The following is a 17,434-nucleotide window of genomic DNA, read 5'->3' as shown; positions in this document are numbered from 1 at the left end:
TCCTTGGGGCCAGTCCTCTTAGTCCTGCGGGAGAGCCGCCGATAGCGACGCTCGGACCCCCTCGGTCTCGATGTCGGCCCACGCTTCCAGATCGTAGCTCACGTCGAGTAATGCCGCAGCGCGGTCGGCGTCGTCGGCTGCAACGGCCTCGTCGGCTTCGGCTTTCAGCCGCGTTCGTACCTGCTCGGCCAGTCGATCGCGGTCGACAGCCCGCTTCTCGTAGTCGAGAATGTGGGGCAGATCCTCGGCGTTCGGCGGCAGCATCGGAAACGCCGCCGGCCCGATCGTGAGCAACGACTCGGCGGCAGCGTCGCTCGCGTCGTTGTCGTCGTTGCCGCTTGCCTCGGGTTCGTACTCGACGAGGACGTACTCGCTGATCGCAGTCTCGATAGCGTCGGTGACGGCCGCGTCGTCGACTTCTGACCCCTGTTTGAACGCCAACTCGGTGAGGGCGTCGGCGAGTTCCGCGCGTGTGAGGGCTCCGAAGAGGTCGACGATCCCCGCGAGTTCGTCACCTGTCGCGCTCATACCGGTTCCTGTGACCGCAGTTATTTCAGTGTATCCGACGCCGAGCTGTCCGGTTCGTCGGTCGCTTCGTCGGTCGCCGCCGCCAAATCGGCGGCGGCAGCCTCGGCGACCGCCTCGGGGCTGATCGGCGCGTCGTTCCAGGCCGGCAGGCGGCTGTCGTCGCCCGGTTCCCGCAGGGCGTCGGCGTAGGTGTCGATCTGCTCGCGTTCGTCGCTCCGATCGTAGGCCAGCCCGTTGTAGGCGGCGTCGACGGCGTACTGTCGGCGAAGCCGCTCGGCAGCCGCCCGGTAGCGGTCGGGCAGCGTCGCGTAGTCGATGTCGATACCGTGGTCGCTGACGACCCGGAACAGCGCGTCGCCGACGGCCGCGCTCATCTCCGAGAGGCCGGTCGGGCCGCCGACCGCGCGGTGGTCGTGTTCGTAGGCACCGAGATCGACCTGCGCGCTGCCGTCGACGCCAGCGTGGGCGAACGCCTCCCCGAGGGTGCCGACCTCAAGCCCCCACGATCGCTGAAATCGCATGTTTGCGATGAGTTCGCCCGTGGCGGCGAACTCGCCGGCCAGCGCGTACCGAAAGGCAGCGAGGTACTGGAGTATCTCGGCGTCGGGCGTCTCGTCGACTAACGCCCGGACAAGTGGAGCGTAAAACAGCCGGAACAGCCGGCCGTAGAGCTGCCCGTTCTCGACGCGGGCGTAGTACCCCTTCGAGAACTCGTGGCCGTGTTCCAGCGGGAACAACAGCCGCGGGACGTAGGAGCGATCGTATGTCTTGGTGTCGGCGTCGTGGCAGACGACGTAGTCGGCATCGAGCACCTGGCCCAGGGCGAGCCACATGTCCCGCCCTTTGCCGGCTGAGCCGTTGAGCCCGTTGTCGGCCAGCAACTCGGCGAGCGTGGGGCCGTTACACCACAGCACTTCCAGTGGGAGATCGAAGCCGGCGAGCCAGTCCCGAAACGGGCCGACCTTCTCGGCGGGTGCGCGCAGCGGGACGACGACACGGGCGGGGTCGACGGCTTCCAGCTCCGAGAGGACGCCCTCGGCGGCCAGCCCGGCGTACTCCCGTTCGGTCATCGGGACGACGACCGCCGCCCGATCGGTCGGTGCGGTCGGCGTGGTCTCTCGGAGGTGGTGGAGCGTCGTAACCCGCTCTTGGACGTACTCCATTTAGGATCTATTGTGGCTGTGCGGACATAGACCCCGCGATCGCGGTCGGTCTCGCGTCGATTGCAGGGTTGATCTTGCGTTGATTACAGGATCGATCTCGCGGCGATAGTCGGGTGTCGACAGCGCGGAGTCGCCGACGCGGTGGCAGCCTACCACCGCACCTCGAATCCCCCGATCCCCTCGGCTGATTCCATCGTCACGTCGACGCTCTCAACGTTGGCGGCCTGGCTGCCGGTTTCACACCACTCACACATCGCTTCGACGCTCTCCTCGTCGCCTTCGAAGACGGCTTCGACGCGGCCGTCATCGAGATTTTTCACCCAGCCGTCGACGCCGCGCTCGCGGGCGGCATCGCGGGTGCTGGCGCGGTAGTAGACACCCTGGACGCGACCACTGACGAACACGTGGGCACGGACGCGATCGGAGTCGGACATATCGCCCGATTTTGCCGCGACGCTGATAAACGCTCAGTTCGTGGTCGACCCGGCCGTCCGCGACGACACCCGGCGGTCAGGGATCGACGCGATCGAGCCACTGCCTCGGCTCGGCCAACTCGGCGTCCGTTGGGAGATGTTCCGGGCGTTCCCAGACGACGCTGGCGGCTTCGAGTCCGCGGGCGTCGGCGACGGTCTCGAAGAAGCGCGCGCCGCGTTCGTACTGATCGCGTTTGAGCCCCAACCCGAGCAGCCGGCTCATCAGCTGTTTCAGCGGGCCGCCGGAGCCACGCCGGGCGTCGAGCTTTGCTCTGAGGTCGGCGTACTCCTCGTCGAAGGCGCGATCCATCAACAGCTCGGCGTACCCCTCGACGGCGGTCATCGCGGCGGTCAGCTCCTCGAAGGTCGCCTGATCGAGATCGCCGGCCGAGATCGCCGTGACGCTGTCCTGCATCCGAGTTTCGAGATACTCCGGCAGCCACGGCGCGACACCGAACTCCGCGGCGTGGGCGACCTCGTGGAACGCGATCCATCGGCGGAATCGTGGGTAGTCAACATCGAGGTCATCGGCGACCCGGCGGATGTTCGGCCGGACGAAGTACAGCGCGTGGCCGCCGTCGGCGAGCAACAGCGGGTCGTACTGCCCGAGGACGTTCCGGCCCAGAAAGCCCAGCGTAACCGCCATCGTCCCGGTGTTGATCGTGCGTGAAACCCCCGGCAGCACCGGCGTCGTCGGCTCTAAGGGCTCGACGACCCGCCGGAACGTCTCGATGTTGGCGTCGATCCAGTGGTGGCGGTGTTGGATCTCGATCGTCTCCGGGAGGTCGAAGTCGACGCCGCCGACTGCACGCAGCCGGTCGCGGGCATCTCGCACGTCGGCCCGAAAGCCGGCCTGCTCCTCGGCCGACAGCGTGAGATCGCCGGCCGGCGTCGACGCCTTTGCCGCCCTGGCGACGCTTTCCCAATCGATAATCCCGTCGCCGCCGGCGTCGGCGACCGCTTGGGCGCTCCGAAACAGATTCATATCTCCCCTGGGGTGGCGGCGAGTAAAGTCCTTGTGCGTCCCGAAATCGACGCCGACGCTCTAACCGTGACGTTGATACGGCTGCTGTGGCTGCAAGCGAGCATGCAGGAGCCCCAGCGTGCGTTTCTTGAATCGCTGCTGACGACGGCTAGCCCCTCCGGGTTTGAAACCGACGGCCAACGCGTCTGGGTTGACTACGTCAGCGAGTTTGCCGACGAGGTCACGACCGACGACTACGGTAACGCGGTCGCCGTCCACGAGGGGTCGGGCGAGGGCCCCGAGATCGCCTTCAGCGGTCACGCCGACGAGGTCGGCTTCATCGTCCGCGATATCGACGACAACGGGTTTATTCGGATGGGGCGGATCGGTGGCTCCGACCGCACCGTCTCACAGGGCCAACACGTCACGATCCACGCCGCCGACGGCCCGATACAGGGCGTTGTCGGCCAGACAGCGATCCACCTCCGGGACACCGGGGGTGAGGAGTACGCCGATATCGCCGCGCAGTTCATCGATATCGGGGCGACCGACGATGATGAGGCCGCCGAACTAGTCGAGGTCGGCGATCCGATCACGTTCTCCAGTGAACTGTATGAGCTCCAAGGGAGCCGACTCACCGCCCGCGGGATGGACAACCGGATCGGCACCTGGAGCGCGGCCGAAGGGCTGCGCCGGGCGGTCGAGGCCGATGTCGACGCGACGATCTATGCGGTCAGCACGGTTCAGGAGGAGGTCGGCATCAAAGGTGCCCAGATGGTCGGCTTCGATCTCGATCCCGACGCCGCGATCGCTGTCGACGTGACGCATGCGACCGACAACCCCGACGTGCCGGGCGACAAGCAGGGGCCCGTCGAGTTGGGCGAGGGGCCGGTCGTCTCCCGCGGCAGCGCGAACCATCCCCGCGTCGTCGAGCTCGCCCGCGAGGCCGCCGAAGCCGACGATATCGAGGTTCAGCTACAGGCCACCGGCACCCGAACCGGCACCGACGCCGACGGCTTCTACACGAGCCGGGGCGGTATCCCCGCGCTCAACATCGGGCTGCCGAACCGGTATATGCACACGCCGGTTGAGGTGATCGACACCGAGGATCTCGATGCGGTCGCCGAGCTCCTCGGCGCGATCGCGGCCCGCGCCGGCGATATCGACTCTTTCGCGGTCGATATCTGAACTCGATCGGTTGGTGGGAGGGGGTCAGTCGGCGACAAACTCGATCAACACACCGCCGGTCGAGGCGGGATGGAGAAAGGCGACCTCATGGCCCCACGCGCCGGGGCGGGGCTCGTCGTCGATGCGGTCGATCCCCTGCTCGGCGGCCCGCGTGAGGGCGGCCTCGATATCGGCGGTGCTGAGCGCGAGGTGGTGGATCCCGGGGCCGTGGCTGTTGAGATAGCGCGCGATCGAGCCGTCATCGCGTGGTTCTAAGAGCTCAAAATAACCAGATTCGAGGTCGAGAAAGCGGATCTCCATCCCATCGAACCGCTCCTCGTGGACGATCGATGCGTCGAACAGCGCGGCGTAGCGATCGGCGAGCCCGGCGGCATCGTCGGTGGCGATCCCGGCGTGGTGGAACTCCATACGCGGCGTTGCGGCGATAGCTGCATAAAATCGGGCGGTCGACGGTGTGGCTGCGGAGCTGTCGACCCCGAGCTTACGCGCTGGTCAGTTACGCGCTGATCAGCGCCCGATCGAACTCAACACAGACCGTCGTGCCGCCGCTGGCTGGCGTCTCGATCGTTAGCTCTGCCCCGTAGCGATCCGTGATCCACCGCACCAACCAGAGGCCAAGCCCGCTGCCGTGGTGGAGTGGCGTAATATCCTGATTGCCGGTGACGACATCCCGTTCGGTCGCCGGGATTCCCGGCCCGTTGTCGGTGACGATCAGCTCAGCGGTGGCGTCGTCGACGACCGCGGCCGTCACCGTCACCGTTGGATCGGCGGCTGTGTTGTGTCTGGCCGCGTTGTCAACGAGGCTTTCGACGAGCACCCGGAGGCTGGCGTCGGCCGCAACGAGCAGGGCTGTCGGGCAGTCGGTCGTGATCGTTGTGTTCGGAAACTCCTCGCCACAGGCCGTGACGGTTCGGTCAACGATGCCTGTGATATCGATCGGCTCCAAGGTCGGTGACTCACCGAGAACGCGGTCGACGGTTTTGGCCTCCTCGCTGAGCCGGGCCAACCCCTGTGCGGTCTCGGTGATCGACGCGGCGGCTGCCTGGATCTCGTCGCTGTCGGCCGCCTCGCTGATCTTCTCGGCTTGGCCGGCGATCACGTTTACGTCGTTGCGGAGATTGTGTCTGAGGACGCGCTGGAGCACGTCGAGATGGCGTTCTCGACGGAGTTCGGCGGTCACATCGGTGTAGATGGCGAACCCGTGGCCGTCTTCGATCGGCACGCTCCGGTAGACGAACTGGCGGCGACCGTCGGCGGTCACCCGTTCGACGACCGCGGCGTTTGTCTCGCCGGCGGCCGTCTGTTGGTCAAACTGTTCGGCCTCCTCTCGGCGGTCAGTTGGAACGATAAGATCGTTGAGCGAGACGCCGCTCAGCGAGTCTGTGCCGTGGCCGAATGTCTCGGCGAACGTCGCGTTGGCCTGGATAATTACCGGATCGCTGTCGACCAGCTCGAACTCAACGACGGCCTCGTTGAGCTCGTTAAACAGTCGTTCGAAGCGGTTCGTGCCATCGGTTCGTGGATAGTTGTTCACTGTCTCCCTCCTCTCATTGTCATCATCTCGGCAACCATGTCGGCTGATTCGGGTCAGCCGTCTATTGCGACGCGCGGGTAATAAAACGACACTAATAGTGAGGAAACCGGTACGAATGTACTACTACTGCGAAAAAAGTTTGTTATTACTGAACAAAAATTCCGACAAGGGGATCCTCGTTTGGGTTTGTGGGGTTGGCCGCCCCCACAGCTGATCGGCCGACGGCTACTTCGGCCCTCTCTTTTGTTTGTGACCCGATATCATCGCTGCCGGCGGGGAGTAATCGATGATGTCGGCGGCATCTGTAGTGGTGGTGTTTGTGTGGCGAGAATCGGTGGCGACATCGGTGGGGCGAGGATCGGTGACGACATCGATAGGGCAAGGCTCACAGGTGCCGCCGGCATGATCACCCTCTCGTCGAGGTCACGATATCAGCCGACTCGGTGTCGGGCAGCTCGGAGCGAATGATCGTCCGCTGTTGGAGCTTCGCAAACCCTTGGTCGCCGTCCTCAAGCCCCTCGGCGGCCCGAAACCCGAGTGTCGCCCGCGTCCCCTGGGTGGCTGTGCGTTGTGTGATATCGAAGGTGGCATTGATGCTGTCGGTGATCCACTTCACAAGCCAGAGCCCGACCCCGCTGCTGTGGTTCAGTTTTGATTCGGTCGCCTCGGAGATCGCCTTAGCCTCGCCTTGGGGGATCCCTTGCCCGTTGTCGACAACCGTGAGATCGATCTTCGAGCCCTCTGCCCGCTCCTCGGTCGTGAGCGTGATCACGGTCTCCTCGTCGGCCGCTGTCGTGTGTTCGATGGCGTTTTCGATCAGCTCCGCGATGGCATCACGGACGAGGGAGTTGCCGGCGATGACGTAGTCGCCGACGTTGACGCGAAACGTGACAGCCGGATGGGCCGCGTGGTACTCCTCGATGACGCGGGCCGTTGTCTCGCGGAGATTCACCCGCCGGAGTCGGTTGTTCGAATCGGTGAGCCGGGCGTCGATCTCCCGCATCTTTTCGCCCAGCGACAGCAGCTTGTCGGCGACTGCCGCGACCTCGTCGATCGCCGACTGATCGGCGTGTTCACACTGCTGTCGGATAATCTCTAGATAGCCGCTGACGATCTCCATGTCGTTGCGGAGATTGTGTCTCAGGACGCGGGTTATCACCTCCCGCCGCTGGGCGGCGAAATGTTCGTGTGTCACGTTTCTCCCCGTAAAGATCGGCCCTGTCTCAGCCGTGAAATGGCCCGCCGGATAGACCGCAAACTCGAAGAGACACCACTCGTCGGCCGACAGCTGCACCCGTGCGGTCGTCTCTGTGGGGTCGCCGCCTTCGGCTGCGGCCTCGATGCAATCTGCGATCTCCGTGATATCCTCCCGGTAGACGCGTCTCGTGAGTTTCTCTTTGTTCTCGGCGACCGCCCGCAGCGGGGAGTCATCATCGGACGCACACAGGACGAGATCGCTGGTCTCAGTGACAACCTCGCCGGCCACGTCTGCTCGCTCCCTCACAAACAGCTCACACAACGTTTCGGCGTCACCGTCCATTGATCTGTATATCTGATCACCGACCGTCTAAAAAATTTGTCTGATCACAATCGTGGCCGGCACAGTGGTTTCAGACACCAGGCTGATACTCGCCGAACTCATCGCGGAACACGTCGCAGATCTCTTGGACTGTCGCGTAGGCCTTGACGGCCTCGATCACCGGCGGCAACACGTTGTCGTCGCCAGCGGCCGCCGCGGCCACCGCGTCGAGTGCGTCCGCAACGGCGTCGTCGTCGCGGTCGGCCTTGACCTCCTCCAGTTGGTCGATCTGTCGCTGTTCGTCCTCCTCGTCGACTGATTCGAGATCCATCTCGGGATCGTCGTCGACCTCGAACTCGTTGACGCCGACGATGACCCGCTCGCCGGCCTCGATCTCCTGTTGGCGCTCGAAGGCCACATCCTGGATCTCCTGTTGGATGTATCCCGCATCCACCGCGCGCAGCATCCCGCCGCGGTCGTCGATATCGTCGATGATTTCTCTGGCCTCGGCTTCGACCTCATCGGTCAGCGATTCGACGTAGTAGCTCCCGGCCAGCGGGTCGATGGTATCGGCGACGCCGGACTCGTGGGCGAGGATCTGCTGTGTCCGTAACGCTGTCCGCACCGACTGCTCGGTCGGCAACGAGAGGGCCTCGTCCTTGCCGTTCGTATGCAAGCTCTGGGTGCCGCCCAGCACGGCTGCAAGTGCCTGATAGCCGACGCGAACAACGTTGTTCTCGATCTGTTGGGCGGTCAGCGTCGACCCACCGGTCTGGGTGTGGAATTTGAGCTGTTTGGATTTCGAGTTCTCGGCACCGAACTGTTCGTCCATGATTCGCGCCCAAAGCCGACGAGCAGCCCGGAACTTTGCGACCTCCTCGAAGATGTTGTTGTGAGCGTTGAAAAAGAAGGAGAGCTGCGGGGCGAACTCGTCGACATCTTGACCCGCTTCGATGGCGGCCTCGACGTACTCGATCCCGTTGGCGAGCGTGAAGGCGATCTCTTGGGCCGCCGTCGAGCCAGCTTCGCGGATGTGGTAGCCGGAGATCGAGATCGTGTTGAAGTTCGGCACCTCTTCGGCTGCGAACCCGAAGGTGTCGGTGATGAGTCGCATCGAGGGTTCCGGGGGGTAGATGAAGAGATTGCGGGCGATGTACTCCTTCATGATGTCGTTCTGGATCGTCCCGCGCAGCTCCGCGCGGTCGACGCCCTGCTTGTCGCCGACGGCGATATACATCGCCAGCAGCACGACTGCGGGGGCGTTGATCGTCATGCTCGTCGAAACTTCGTCGAGCGGAATCCCCTCAAAGACGGTCTCGAAATCAGCGAGCGTATCGATGGCGACGCCGGCCTTGCCGACCTCGCCGGCCGCCATTGACGCGTCGGAGTCGTAGCCCATCTGCGTCGGAAGATCGAACGCCATCGACAATCCCGAGGAGCCCTGATCGATCAGGTAGTTGAATCGCTCGTTGGTCTCGCTGGCGGTACCCATCCCGGCGTACTGCCGCATCGTCCACAACCGCCCGCGGTGCATCGTCGAGTAGACGCCCCGTGTGTAGGGTTCCTCGCCCGGAAAGCCGATGTCCTCGGCGTAGTCGAGATCCGCGATGTCGTCAGGTGTGTAGAGCCGCTTGACCTGCTGGCCACCCGTATCAGTAGTAAACGTCTCCTCGCGCTCGCCGAACCGATCCAGCGTCGGGCCGGCCGTCTCGGCCTCCCACTCGGCTTTCGCCTCGCGGATCGCCTCCAAATCCTCCTCGTCGAACATGGCTGTGGCCGACGGTCGGCACCGTCAAAAGCGTGACTCCGCCGACGGCGCGTACCGCTTCGCCATGCTTTTGCTGCCGCCGGCTGAACGACGAGGTATGTTTGGAGGCGGCGGTATGAACCCACGGAAGATGCAACAGATGATGGAACAGATGGGGATCGACGTGACCGAGATCGACGCCGAGTCGGTCACGATCACGACGAGCGACGGCGACCAGCTTGTCTTTGACGCCCCGGAGATCACCCGGATGGACGCCCAGGGCACCCAGACCTACCAGATCGTCGGCGAGCCGACCCAACAGGAGGCGGCCGGCGCGGCTGGTGCGGTCGAAAGCGGCGACGCGGACGCTGCCGACGGCAGCGACGCCAGCGACGACGGTGACGACGAGATCCCGGAATCCGATATCAAGCTCGTCGCCTCCCAGACCGGTGTCTCGCCGAGCGAGGCCCGCGAAGCCCTCGAAGCCGAGGGCGGCGAACCCGCCGCAGCGATCAGCCGCCTGGAGTGATCCTCCTCGTTCACGGCGACCGAGAGTACCTCCGAGAGCCGGGCGACGAACTCCACACCGATCTCGGCGTCGTCGAGATCCCTGAAGACGTGGAGTCCGGCGACACCCTTGAGACCCATCTCGGCGAGGAATTCCGCGCCCGTGAGCTCCGCGGCCCGGATCTGTTCAATCATCTCGAACGCACCGGCGCGCCGATGATGCCCAGAGATATCGGCCTTGTCGTCGGCCACACCGGCGCGGCCGCCGGCGACCGCGTCCTCGACGCCGGCACCGGAACGGGCATCCTCGCCGCGTATCTCGGTCGCCTCGGAGCCGACGTGACGACCTACGAGCAGGACGCCGAGTTCGCCGATGTGGCCCGCGAGAACATGGACGTTGCTGGCGTCGCCGACACGGTCGATGTCCGCACCGGCGATATCACCGAGGAGATCGACGACCTCGCTGCTGGCGAGCCGTTCGATCTGCTCACCCTCGACACCGCGGACGCCCCTGAAGTCGTTGCCGACGCGGCGGAGTTGCTCGCCTACGGCGGCTACGTGGTGGTCTATTCTCCCTTCGTCGAGAACGCTCGTGCGAGTGCTGAGGCCGCCGAGGCCGCCGGGTTCGCCGATATCGAGACGGTCGAAACGATTCAGCGCGAGTTGCAGATCGACGACCGCGGCACCCGGCCGTCGACGGCCGGCGTCGGTCACACCGGGTATCTCACGTTTGCGCGGAAATAGGGCCGAAATTCAAGCGGGTCGGCGGTAGGTTCTTCCGGCTTCCGACCATCAATACGGACACAATGTCAACTGACTCCGACACCGAGATCGACGAGACACAGACCTGGCCCGAACTCGCCATCGGGCTCTACGAACGGCTGACCGGCCGCGGGGCCGAGATCACCTACGAGTTCGAGGATATGGAGGTCGATGTCCCCGACAAGGTCGGCGAGGACGCCGACCACGCCCGCTGGCGGCTCGACGGCACCCTCACCGTGCGGACGAGCCAACACGACGACTGACACGCCGTGAGCGACCCCGACTCGACGGCCGACACCCCCCGCGATTCAGCCCCCCGCCAACTCGTTGTCGGCGTTGACCTCACCCTCCACTCGCCGGCCGGTGAGATCACCGTCCAAACAGCCGACGGCCGACTCGTCGTCGACGCCGACAGCCTCGCCGCCGTCCGCGCGCTGTACGGCCTCCGTGGCAACGTTCGCGCGACGGCCAGCAACTGGCTACCGAAACTTGATGCCATCGCCGACGAGACGCCGCTGGTGTTCAACTCTCCCGCAGAGATCCGCGTTCGCGGCCGGCCGGTCGCCCGCTACACGCCCGGTCGTGCGTCCAGCCGTCTCGGCCGACTGCTATCGATCGGCCCGATTCAGCCCGCTCCGGGTGGCCTGCTGGGCGCGATCGGTAGCGACCTCCGTGAGCGAATCGGTCGCTGGATCGGCTCGCGCGGCCTGTAGGCATAAACCGACGGCGGCCAATTGCGGGGTATGACGCCACGCGAACTCCGGGCCGACGTGCCGGCCTTCGACGACGCGGCCTATCTCAACTTCGGCGCGCATGGCCCCAGCCCGCGCTCGGTTGTCGAGGCCGCCAGCGACTGCCTCGCCGACCACGAGTACGACTCCGGGAAGAACGACCCCTACGAGGTCGCCTTCGGCGCGGCCGACCGCGCCCGCGAGCGGATCGCCGAGCTGATCGGTGCTGACCCCGAGGAGGTCGCGCTCACCGAGAGTACGACCGACGGGATCAACCGTATCGCCAACGCGGTCGAGTTCGAACCCGGCGATGTCGTTGTCCGCACCGACCTCGAACACCCGGCCGGAATTCTGCCGTGGCAACAACTCAAACGCGAGGGCGTCGAGGTGCGCATCCTCGAAACCGAACAGGGTCGGGTCGACCGCGACGCCTACACCGACGCGGTCGCCGACGCCCGACTGGTTTGTTTCAGCGCGCTGACGTGGACGCACGGCACGCGACTCCCGGTCGGCGATCTCGTCGATATCGCCGACGATGCCGGCGCGTTCACGCTCGTCGACGCGGTGCAGGTGCCGGGCCAGCAAGAAATAGACGTTCACGAGTGGGGCGCGGACGCCGTCGCCGCGGCCGGCCACAAGTGGCTGCTCGGGCCGTGGGGCGCGGGCTTTCTCTACGTCGACCGCGAGACCGCTGAGTCGCTCGTCCCGAGTGCCGTTGGCTACCGGAGCGTGACCGATCCGACGGCTGACGATCTCGACTACGCGCCCGGCGCGACACGCTTCGAGGTCGGCACCACCTCGCCCGCGCCACACGCCGGCCTGATCGAGGCTATCGACCGCATCGAAGCCATCGGAATCGACGAAATCGAATCCCGGATCGAAACGCTGACCGACCGACTGAAGGCGGGGATCGACGACGAGCGGCTGTTGAGTCCGGCCGACTGCGAGTCCGGGCTGGTGACGGTCGCGGTCGACGATCCCGAGGCCGTTGTCGAGCGATGTGCGGAGCAAAACGTCGTCATCCGGTCGCTGCCGTATCCCGAGGCCGTGCGCGTCTCGGTGCACGCGGTCTCGACGGCCGACGAAATCAATTCGGTGCTGGACTGCATTGGAGTCGACAATGAGTGACGAAACCCGTGTCTGGCTCGTCGAACGCACCTACTCCGACGACGAGCAAAACCTGATCATCCTCACGTACGCGACGCCCGACGGCCGACAGGACTTCCGGAAGGAGCGCGCGCTGACGAGTTTTAGCGGCGACCACCGCGAGACGAAGGTCAGTCTCGCGGTCGATCCCGACAATCTCAGCAGCGTTGACGACGCCGACACGCGGGATCGCTATGCGACAGAGGCGACGCGGATGGCCGACGAATACGAGCCAGACGACACGCTGTAGCGGACAGTCGCAGTTCGGGCTACTCGACGAGCGCGTCCGCCACTTTCTCGATTGGGTGCGGCGGTTTGCCGTCGTACCGGTCGGTGTCGCCGAGTTGCGAGCGACAGGAGGTGCCCGGTGCGACGACCGTCTCGGCCGGCGCGTCGTCGACAGCATCGAACAGCAGCCGCCCGATCGCTTGGCTCATCGAGTAATGTTCGGCCTCGTAGCCGAAGGAGCCGGCCATCCCACAGCAGGTGGTGTCGAGCACGTCGACCGCGTACCCTGCCCGCCGAAGGACGCCGACCGCGTGGTGTTCTCGGCTGGCGGCGGTCTGATGGCAGTGGCCGTGGTATGACAGCGTTTCGTCGCCATCGGTGTCGATAGCGTCGTCCAGCCGGAAGGTGTCGATATACTCCAGCACGCTGTAGGTGTTGTCGGCGACCGCTTCGACATCCTCGCCGGAAAGCAGGTCGAGATAGTCCTCCTGATACATCACCGCGTCGCTGGGTTCGACGCTGACGAGATCCCAGCCGTCAGCGACTCGATCGGCTAACACTTCGACGTTGGCCTCGGCGGTCGCCTGCGACTGATCGAGCAACCCTTTCGAGTGCGCCGGGCGGCCACTGTCAGTGACTTCATCCGCGATTGCGACGTGGGTGCCGGCGGCTTCGAGTACTCGAACCGCGGCTTTGCCGACCTCGGGCTGAGTGTAGTTGGTGTACGGATCAGCGATCAGCAACGCCTTCCGGTCGGCCTCGCGTTCGCTGACGGCCGGCGTCCGACTGCGATCCCACTGCTGGAGGCTAGTGCGGCTGAACGTCGGCAACTCGCGTTCGCGGGCGATGCCGAGCGTCTTCTCGGCGAGAACCCCCGAACCGGGGAGTTTCGTCGCCCAGTTCGACACCGGCGCGAACGTACTGCCGAGACTGTACAGCGTTTCGACGTTGGCGAAGAGTTTGTCGCGGAGCCCGACGCCCTCGCGCTGGTGGCGTTCGTGGGCGACCTCGGTTTTCAGCTTCGCCATATCGACGCCGCTGGGGCAGTCTCGCTTGCAGCCCTTACAGCCGATACAGAGATCCAGCACCTCGTGGCTGAACTCTTCGCTGAACACGTCGTCCGGGAGCTCACCGCTCATCGCCCGGCGGAGCATGTTTGCCCGCCCGCGAGTCGAGGTGATCTCCTCGTTTTCGGTCGCCCGATAGGTCGGACACATCACCGAGCCCGTCGTGTCTTGGTGGCCGGTACAGCCCGCACAGCCGTGACAGAGTTCGGCCATCCCCTGAAAACCGTTTTCGTTGTCCCAGTTCAGCGTCGGCTCGAAGCCGGCGTCGAACTCGTAATCGGCGTCGTATCGGAGATTCTCGGTCGGGTCAGCGTCGCCGCTGACGTTGCCGGGGTTGAGAAGGTCATCGGGGTCGAAGGCAGCTTTGAGTCGCTGGAACAGTGACCAGATTTCGCTCCCGTAGAGTTTCCTGTTCCATGTCGTTCGCGCACGCCCGTCGCCGTGTTCGCCCGAGACCGAGCCGCCGTACTCGATGACGAGGTCGGTCACGTCGTCGCAGATCTCGTGCATCGTTTCGATTCCCTCGTCGGCTTTGAGATCGAGCAGCGGACGGATGTGGAGCACGCCCGGCCCGGCGTGGGCGTAATACGATGCAAAGGTGTCGTACTCCTCGAAGAGCGTCTGGATGTCGGCGACGTACTCCGGGAGGTTCTCAGCGGGGACGGCGGTGTCCTCGATGAACGGCCAGTGTTTCGCGTCACTCGTCCGCGACAGCAAAATCGGGAGGCCAGCCTTCCGCATCTTCCAGAATTTGGTCTGGCGGTCGGCGTCGTAGGCCTCCAAGGCGTCGACGGCGTGGGTGTCGTCCGTTGTTCGGCCACCGGCTCCCTCGCTCGGTTCGACCGCCGCATCGACACCCGGTAGGCGGTCAGCCAGCAGGTCGGCGACCTTCCGTTTTCCGTCGGCCATCGAGTCAGCGTAGAACTCGACGAGCAGCGTCGAATCTGTGCAGTCAGGGAGGATATCGACCACGTCGGCGAACTCCGGGCGGTCGGCGGCGAGATCGAGGAACACATCATCCATCACTTCGACGGCTGCGGGGTCGTGTTCCAAGATCGGAGCCACGTCCTCCATCGCGTCGAGTACGTCGTCGTAGGTCAGCATCACGACCGCGGTTTCGTTGGGGATCGGCTCCAGGGAGACGGTGGCTTCGGTGACGATCCCAAGCGTCCCTTCGCTACCGGCCAGCAGCCGGCCGACGTTGACCGCGCCGTGTTCCTCGGCATCCTCGATGAGTTTGTCGAGGTTGTAGCCCGAGACGTTGCGCATGAGATCCGGATAGCGGGCCTCGATCTCCTCGCGGTGGTTGCGGAGGATGTCGCTGACGACGGCGTAGACCTGGTCTTCGATGCTCGGCTCATCGGCTCCCGCAGCGGCCTCAGCGCGTTCGTGGAGTTCGTTGAGGGACATCCAGTCGAACGTCGCCACCGTGCCGTCAGCAAGGACGGCCTCGCAGGCTTCGAGATAGCCGTCGGCCTTCTCGTATTTCAGCGAGTGTGCGCCCGTCGAGTTGTTGCCGATACAGCCACCGAGCACGCTCTTGTCGCCCCACGCGGGATCAGGGGCGTACTTCAGGCCGTGGGGTTCCAGTTTGTCGTTCAGTCGCGCGAGGGTGATACCCGGCTTGGCGGTCGCGGTTTCGGCGTCAGGGTCGATGTCAACGACGGCGTCCATCTCCTTTTTGAAATCAAGGACAACCGCCTCGTTGACCGTTTGGCCGGCGAGGCTGGTGCCGCCGCCGCGCGGGAGGACTGGGATGTCGTTGTCGGCACAGTACGCCATGACAGCCTGCACGTCGGCCGTGGAGGTCGGGACGACGACGCCGATCGGGAGTTGTTGGTACGCGCTGGCGTCGGTCGCATACAGATTTCGCGTGTAGCTGTCGAAGCGCACCTCGCCGTCGACACGGGCTTTGAGGTCGGTGACGAGCCCCGGGTCTTCGATCTCGTCGCTCCGGTAGTCGTAATCGGTTCGCGGATCGGCGGCCGGATCGAGTGCGTCGTCGGGTGGAATTGGTTTGCTCATGATAGATGTTGGGTAGCGGTTGGGATAGCTGATGAATGAATCTGTGGTTGAGGGGGTCGCTCCGGGCGGTCAGAACAGCGTCGGGAACAGGACGTACACCCCCAGCGTCGTCAGCAGCCCGCCGCCGATGAGATAGTAGACGAGCGGAACGAGATTCAGCCGAATCACGCGGCCGACCGCACCGACCATGCCGACGGTCGCCAGCGCGGCGATCACGTTGTGAATGGCGACGATGTTCCCGATCGCGCCGCCGATCGATTGGGCGGCGACGAGGATCGTCGTCGGTAGCCCCAGCGTGGTTGCAACCTCGAATTGGAAGGCGGTGAAGGTGATGTTGCTGACCGTGATCGAGCCGGCGACGAACGCGCCGATCATCCCGACCGTCGGCGCGATCATGGGGTAGGCGGCCCCGAACGTCGCGGCCGTTCCCTCCGCGAGGACGACGATCATGCTGCCATCGACCGGTGCGGTTCCGTGGGCATCGGTGTCGAGCATGATCTCGACCATGGCGATGACGAACATCAACACGACCGCGGGGGAGACGATCTTCCCGCCGGCCTCCCGCCACGCGCTGACGACCTGCCCGCGATCCATCCCGAACAGCGGGATCGCCAGCAGCGCGCTCACCAGCAGCCACGTTCCGGGAACGTACGCCCAGCTGATTGCTCCCTCCAACCCGGTATCAAAGATGTCCCAGCTGATCGCAAGGATCGGCCCCTGTTGGAGGAACGACGCGACCGGATCGATAACGCGGGTAGCGATCAACAGTCCCGCGAGGATGATGTACGGCGACCACGCCCGCAGCAACCCCATCGAATGGCTGTCGGCGGACGCGTCGGCGATACCCTCGTCGTCGACCGTGTTGGTGGTGGCTGCGTCGGCAGTGGCCGTTTCCCCGCCGGGTTCGATATCGCCGACCCAGTGGTCGGGCCAGTCGTCACGCGGCGGGAACGCCCAGTCGTCGCTCGGTTCGAGATAGCCGGCGTTCAGCAGCCCGACGACGACCGCGCCGCCGATCATCGGGGCGAACAATGAGGGCAGCTCTGGCCCGATGAAGACGGCTGTCGCAACGTAGGGGATCGCAAAGGCGACGCCGGCGACGAGCGTCAGCGGAAGCACGCTTCGAACCGGCGCGAGCGTTCGCTCCTCGCCAAAGAAGTAGACGACCATCCCGACGGCGAGTGTCGGCATCAGAGCCCCGAGCAGTCCGTTGAAGATCGCGGCATAGATCGCTGCCTCCGCGGCGTACTGGGCGACCGTCAGTCCGGTGCCGTCGGCGATCTGGCCCTCGACGGCTGACAGCGGCTGTTGGTAGCCGACGAGGATCGGGGTGCCGACCGCGCCGAAGACGGTGGCGACCGCATGGCCGATCAGGGCCGTCACGACCGCCGCCAACGCCGGGAAGCCGAGCGCGAGCAACAGCGGCGCGACGACGGCCGGCGGCGTCCCGAAGCCGGCGACACCCTCTAAAAACGTCGCCAAAAAGAACGCCAGCAACACGATCTGTACCCGGCGGTCGTCGCTGATCTCAGCGAAGCTGGCGTTGATCCGGTCGACCGCGCCCGATCGCATGAGCGTGTACAACAACACCAGCGCGCCGAAGACGATCCAGAGGATCTCGATGGCGGCCATCACCCCCGAGACGCTCGCCGCCGCCACAAACAGCGGCGGCATCTCCCAGACGAGCAGGGCGATCCCGACGGCGGCCAGCCACGCGATCGGCATCACCCGCGTTGCCGACCACAGCGCGCCGACCAACAGGACGGCAATGATGACCAGCGGCGTCACCGCCAGCAGCGTCGTCGTCATCCGCCTGTCGCTCCCGTTGTGGAGCCATCCCCGGATCGCTGAT

The 17,434-nt window shown here is 65.2% G+C and carries 17 protein-coding genes; 7 read left to right on the top strand and 10 right to left on the bottom strand.

Going from position 1 to position 17,434, the window contains the following annotated elements; translation table 11 throughout:
• Window positions 1-18: 18 nt before the first annotated feature.
• The 4 genes from EWF95_RS10605 to EWF95_RS10590 all read right to left on the bottom strand — a co-directional run bounded on the left by EWF95_RS10605 (window position 19) and on the right by EWF95_RS10590 (window position 3,149).
• Window positions 19-528 carry a DUF7109 family protein gene (locus tag EWF95_RS10605; protein ID WP_142444054.1) on the bottom strand — a complete coding sequence of 170 codons (510 nt, stop codon included), beginning with the start codon at window positions 526-528 and terminating at the stop codon, window positions 19-21.
• A 20-nt stretch (window positions 529-548) separates the two neighbouring features.
• On the bottom strand, window positions 549-1,691 hold the full coding sequence (locus EWF95_RS10600; RefSeq protein ID WP_142444053.1) for a glycosyl transferase family 2: 1,143 nt from the start codon (window positions 1,689-1,691) through the stop codon (window positions 549-551).
• 149 nt (window positions 1,692-1,840) lie between these two features.
• Window positions 1,841-2,125: an acylphosphatase gene (locus tag EWF95_RS10595; RefSeq protein ID WP_142444052.1), complete on the bottom strand. Its 285-nt coding sequence runs from the start codon at window positions 2,123-2,125 to the stop codon at window positions 1,841-1,843.
• Between the two features lie 76 nt (window positions 2,126-2,201).
• Window positions 2,202-3,149 (bottom strand): zinc-dependent metalloprotease, encoded by a 948-nt coding sequence (locus EWF95_RS10590; RefSeq protein ID WP_142444051.1) that lies wholly within the window; start codon window positions 3,147-3,149, stop codon window positions 2,202-2,204.
• 102 nt (window positions 3,150-3,251) lie between these two features.
• Between EWF95_RS10590 and EWF95_RS10585 the strand changes: the two genes are divergently transcribed.
• Window positions 3,252-4,316 carry a M20/M25/M40 family metallo-hydrolase gene (locus EWF95_RS10585; RefSeq protein WP_142444050.1) on the top strand — a complete coding sequence of 355 codons (1,065 nt, stop codon included), beginning with the start codon at window positions 3,252-3,254 and terminating at the stop codon, window positions 4,314-4,316.
• Between the two features lie 24 nt (window positions 4,317-4,340).
• On the opposite strand, the gene mce is transcribed toward EWF95_RS10585, so the two are convergent.
• From mce to EWF95_RS10565, 4 genes are all read right to left on the bottom strand, one after another.
• A complete protein-coding gene (gene mce, locus EWF95_RS10580; protein WP_142444049.1) occupies window positions 4,341-4,724 on the bottom strand; it encodes a methylmalonyl-CoA epimerase in 384 nt (127 codons plus the stop codon).
• Between the two features lie 88 nt (window positions 4,725-4,812).
• Window positions 4,813-5,850 (bottom strand): PAS domain-containing sensor histidine kinase, encoded by a 1,038-nt coding sequence (locus EWF95_RS10575; protein ID WP_142444048.1) that lies wholly within the window; start codon window positions 5,848-5,850, stop codon window positions 4,813-4,815.
• Window positions 5,851-6,256: 406 nt separating this feature from the next.
• Window positions 6,257-7,390: a sensor histidine kinase gene (locus tag EWF95_RS10570; protein WP_142444047.1), complete on the bottom strand. Its 1,134-nt coding sequence runs from the start codon at window positions 7,388-7,390 to the stop codon at window positions 6,257-6,259.
• Window positions 7,391-7,460: 70 nt separating this feature from the next.
• Window positions 7,461-9,137 carry an acyl-CoA mutase large subunit family protein gene (locus EWF95_RS10565; RefSeq protein ID WP_142444046.1) on the bottom strand — a complete coding sequence of 559 codons (1,677 nt, stop codon included), beginning with the start codon at window positions 9,135-9,137 and terminating at the stop codon, window positions 7,461-7,463.
• Between the two features lie 97 nt (window positions 9,138-9,234).
• On the opposite strand from EWF95_RS10565, the gene EWF95_RS10560 reads away from it, so the two are divergent.
• From EWF95_RS10560 to EWF95_RS10535, 6 genes are all read left to right on the top strand, one after another.
• Window positions 9,235-9,645, top strand: a complete 411-nt coding sequence (locus EWF95_RS10560; protein ID WP_142444045.1) for a nascent polypeptide-associated complex protein — start codon at window positions 9,235-9,237, stop codon at window positions 9,643-9,645.
• Window positions 9,642-10,367: a methyltransferase domain-containing protein gene (locus EWF95_RS10555; protein ID WP_142444044.1), complete on the top strand. Its 726-nt coding sequence runs from the start codon at window positions 9,642-9,644 to the stop codon at window positions 10,365-10,367. The genes EWF95_RS10560 and EWF95_RS10555 overlap by 4 nt, the downstream gene beginning before the upstream one ends.
• 62 nt (window positions 10,368-10,429) lie before the next feature.
• Window positions 10,430-10,648, top strand: coding sequence for a hypothetical protein (locus EWF95_RS10550; protein WP_142444043.1), 219 nt, complete (start codon window positions 10,430-10,432; stop codon window positions 10,646-10,648).
• A gap of 6 nt (window positions 10,649-10,654) precedes the next feature.
• A complete protein-coding gene (locus tag EWF95_RS10545) occupies window positions 10,655-11,098 on the top strand; it encodes a hypothetical protein (RefSeq protein WP_142444042.1) in 444 nt (147 codons plus the stop codon).
• Between the two features lie 30 nt (window positions 11,099-11,128).
• On the top strand, window positions 11,129-12,244 hold the full coding sequence (locus tag EWF95_RS10540) for an aminotransferase class V-fold PLP-dependent enzyme (protein WP_142444041.1): 1,116 nt from the start codon (window positions 11,129-11,131) through the stop codon (window positions 12,242-12,244).
• A complete protein-coding gene (locus tag EWF95_RS10535) occupies window positions 12,237-12,512 on the top strand; it encodes a hypothetical protein (RefSeq protein ID WP_142444040.1) in 276 nt (91 codons plus the stop codon). Before EWF95_RS10540 ends, EWF95_RS10535 begins: the two co-directional genes overlap by 8 nt.
• Before the next feature lie 19 nt (window positions 12,513-12,531).
• Here EWF95_RS10535 and EWF95_RS10530 read toward each other — a convergent pair whose 3' ends face one another.
• The gene (locus EWF95_RS10530) at window positions 12,532-15,582 is read right to left on the bottom strand and encodes an FAD-binding and (Fe-S)-binding domain-containing protein (protein WP_142444039.1); all 3,051 of its coding nucleotides are present in this window, start codon (window positions 15,580-15,582) and stop codon (window positions 12,532-12,534) included.
• A 69-nt stretch (window positions 15,583-15,651) separates the two neighbouring features.
• Window positions 15,652-17,391 carry an L-lactate permease gene (locus EWF95_RS10525; RefSeq protein WP_142444038.1) on the bottom strand — a complete coding sequence of 580 codons (1,740 nt, stop codon included), beginning with the start codon at window positions 17,389-17,391 and terminating at the stop codon, window positions 15,652-15,654.
• Window positions 17,392-17,434: the final 43 nt, after the last annotated feature.

Source organism: Halonotius roseus (assembly GCF_006861655.1).
In the GTDB taxonomy this organism is placed as follows: Archaea; Halobacteriota; Halobacteria; order Halobacteriales; family Haloferacaceae; genus Halonotius; species Halonotius roseus.
Note: the sequence above shows the minus strand (reverse complement) of the source record. Positions and strands in the feature narration are given on the sequence as shown.

Coding starts and splice junctions, on each gene's coding strand:
- EWF95_RS10605 (WP_142444054.1), bottom strand. CDS start 528: ATGAGCGCGACAGGTGACGAACTCGCGGGGATCGTCGACCTCTTCGGA.
- EWF95_RS10525 (WP_142444038.1), bottom strand. CDS start 17,391: ATGACGACGACGCTGCTGGCGGTGACGCCGCTGGTCATCATTGCCGTC.
- EWF95_RS10590 (WP_142444051.1), bottom strand. CDS start 3,149: ATGAATCTGTTTCGGAGCGCCCAAGCGGTCGCCGACGCCGGCGGCGAC.
- EWF95_RS10535 (WP_142444040.1), top strand. CDS start 12,237: ATGAGTGACGAAACCCGTGTCTGGCTCGTCGAACGCACCTACTCCGAC.
- EWF95_RS10530 (WP_142444039.1), bottom strand. CDS start 15,582: ATGAGCAAACCAATTCCACCCGACGACGCACTCGATCCGGCCGCCGAT.
- EWF95_RS10585 (WP_142444050.1), top strand. CDS start 3,252: ATGCAGGAGCCCCAGCGTGCGTTTCTTGAATCGCTGCTGACGACGGCT.
- EWF95_RS10540 (WP_142444041.1), top strand. CDS start 11,129: ATGACGCCACGCGAACTCCGGGCCGACGTGCCGGCCTTCGACGACGCG.
- EWF95_RS10560 (WP_142444045.1), top strand. CDS start 9,235: ATGTTTGGAGGCGGCGGTATGAACCCACGGAAGATGCAACAGATGATG.
- EWF95_RS10595 (WP_142444052.1), bottom strand. CDS start 2,125: ATGTCCGACTCCGATCGCGTCCGTGCCCACGTGTTCGTCAGTGGTCGC.
- EWF95_RS10565 (WP_142444046.1), bottom strand. CDS start 9,137: ATGTTCGACGAGGAGGATTTGGAGGCGATCCGCGAGGCGAAAGCCGAG.
- EWF95_RS10570 (WP_142444047.1), bottom strand. CDS start 7,390: ATGGACGGTGACGCCGAAACGTTGTGTGAGCTGTTTGTGAGGGAGCGA.
- mce (WP_142444049.1), bottom strand. CDS start 4,724: ATGGAGTTCCACCACGCCGGGATCGCCACCGACGATGCCGCCGGGCTC.
- EWF95_RS10600 (WP_142444053.1), bottom strand. CDS start 1,691: ATGGAGTACGTCCAAGAGCGGGTTACGACGCTCCACCACCTCCGAGAG.
- EWF95_RS10550 (WP_142444043.1), top strand. CDS start 10,430: ATGTCAACTGACTCCGACACCGAGATCGACGAGACACAGACCTGGCCC.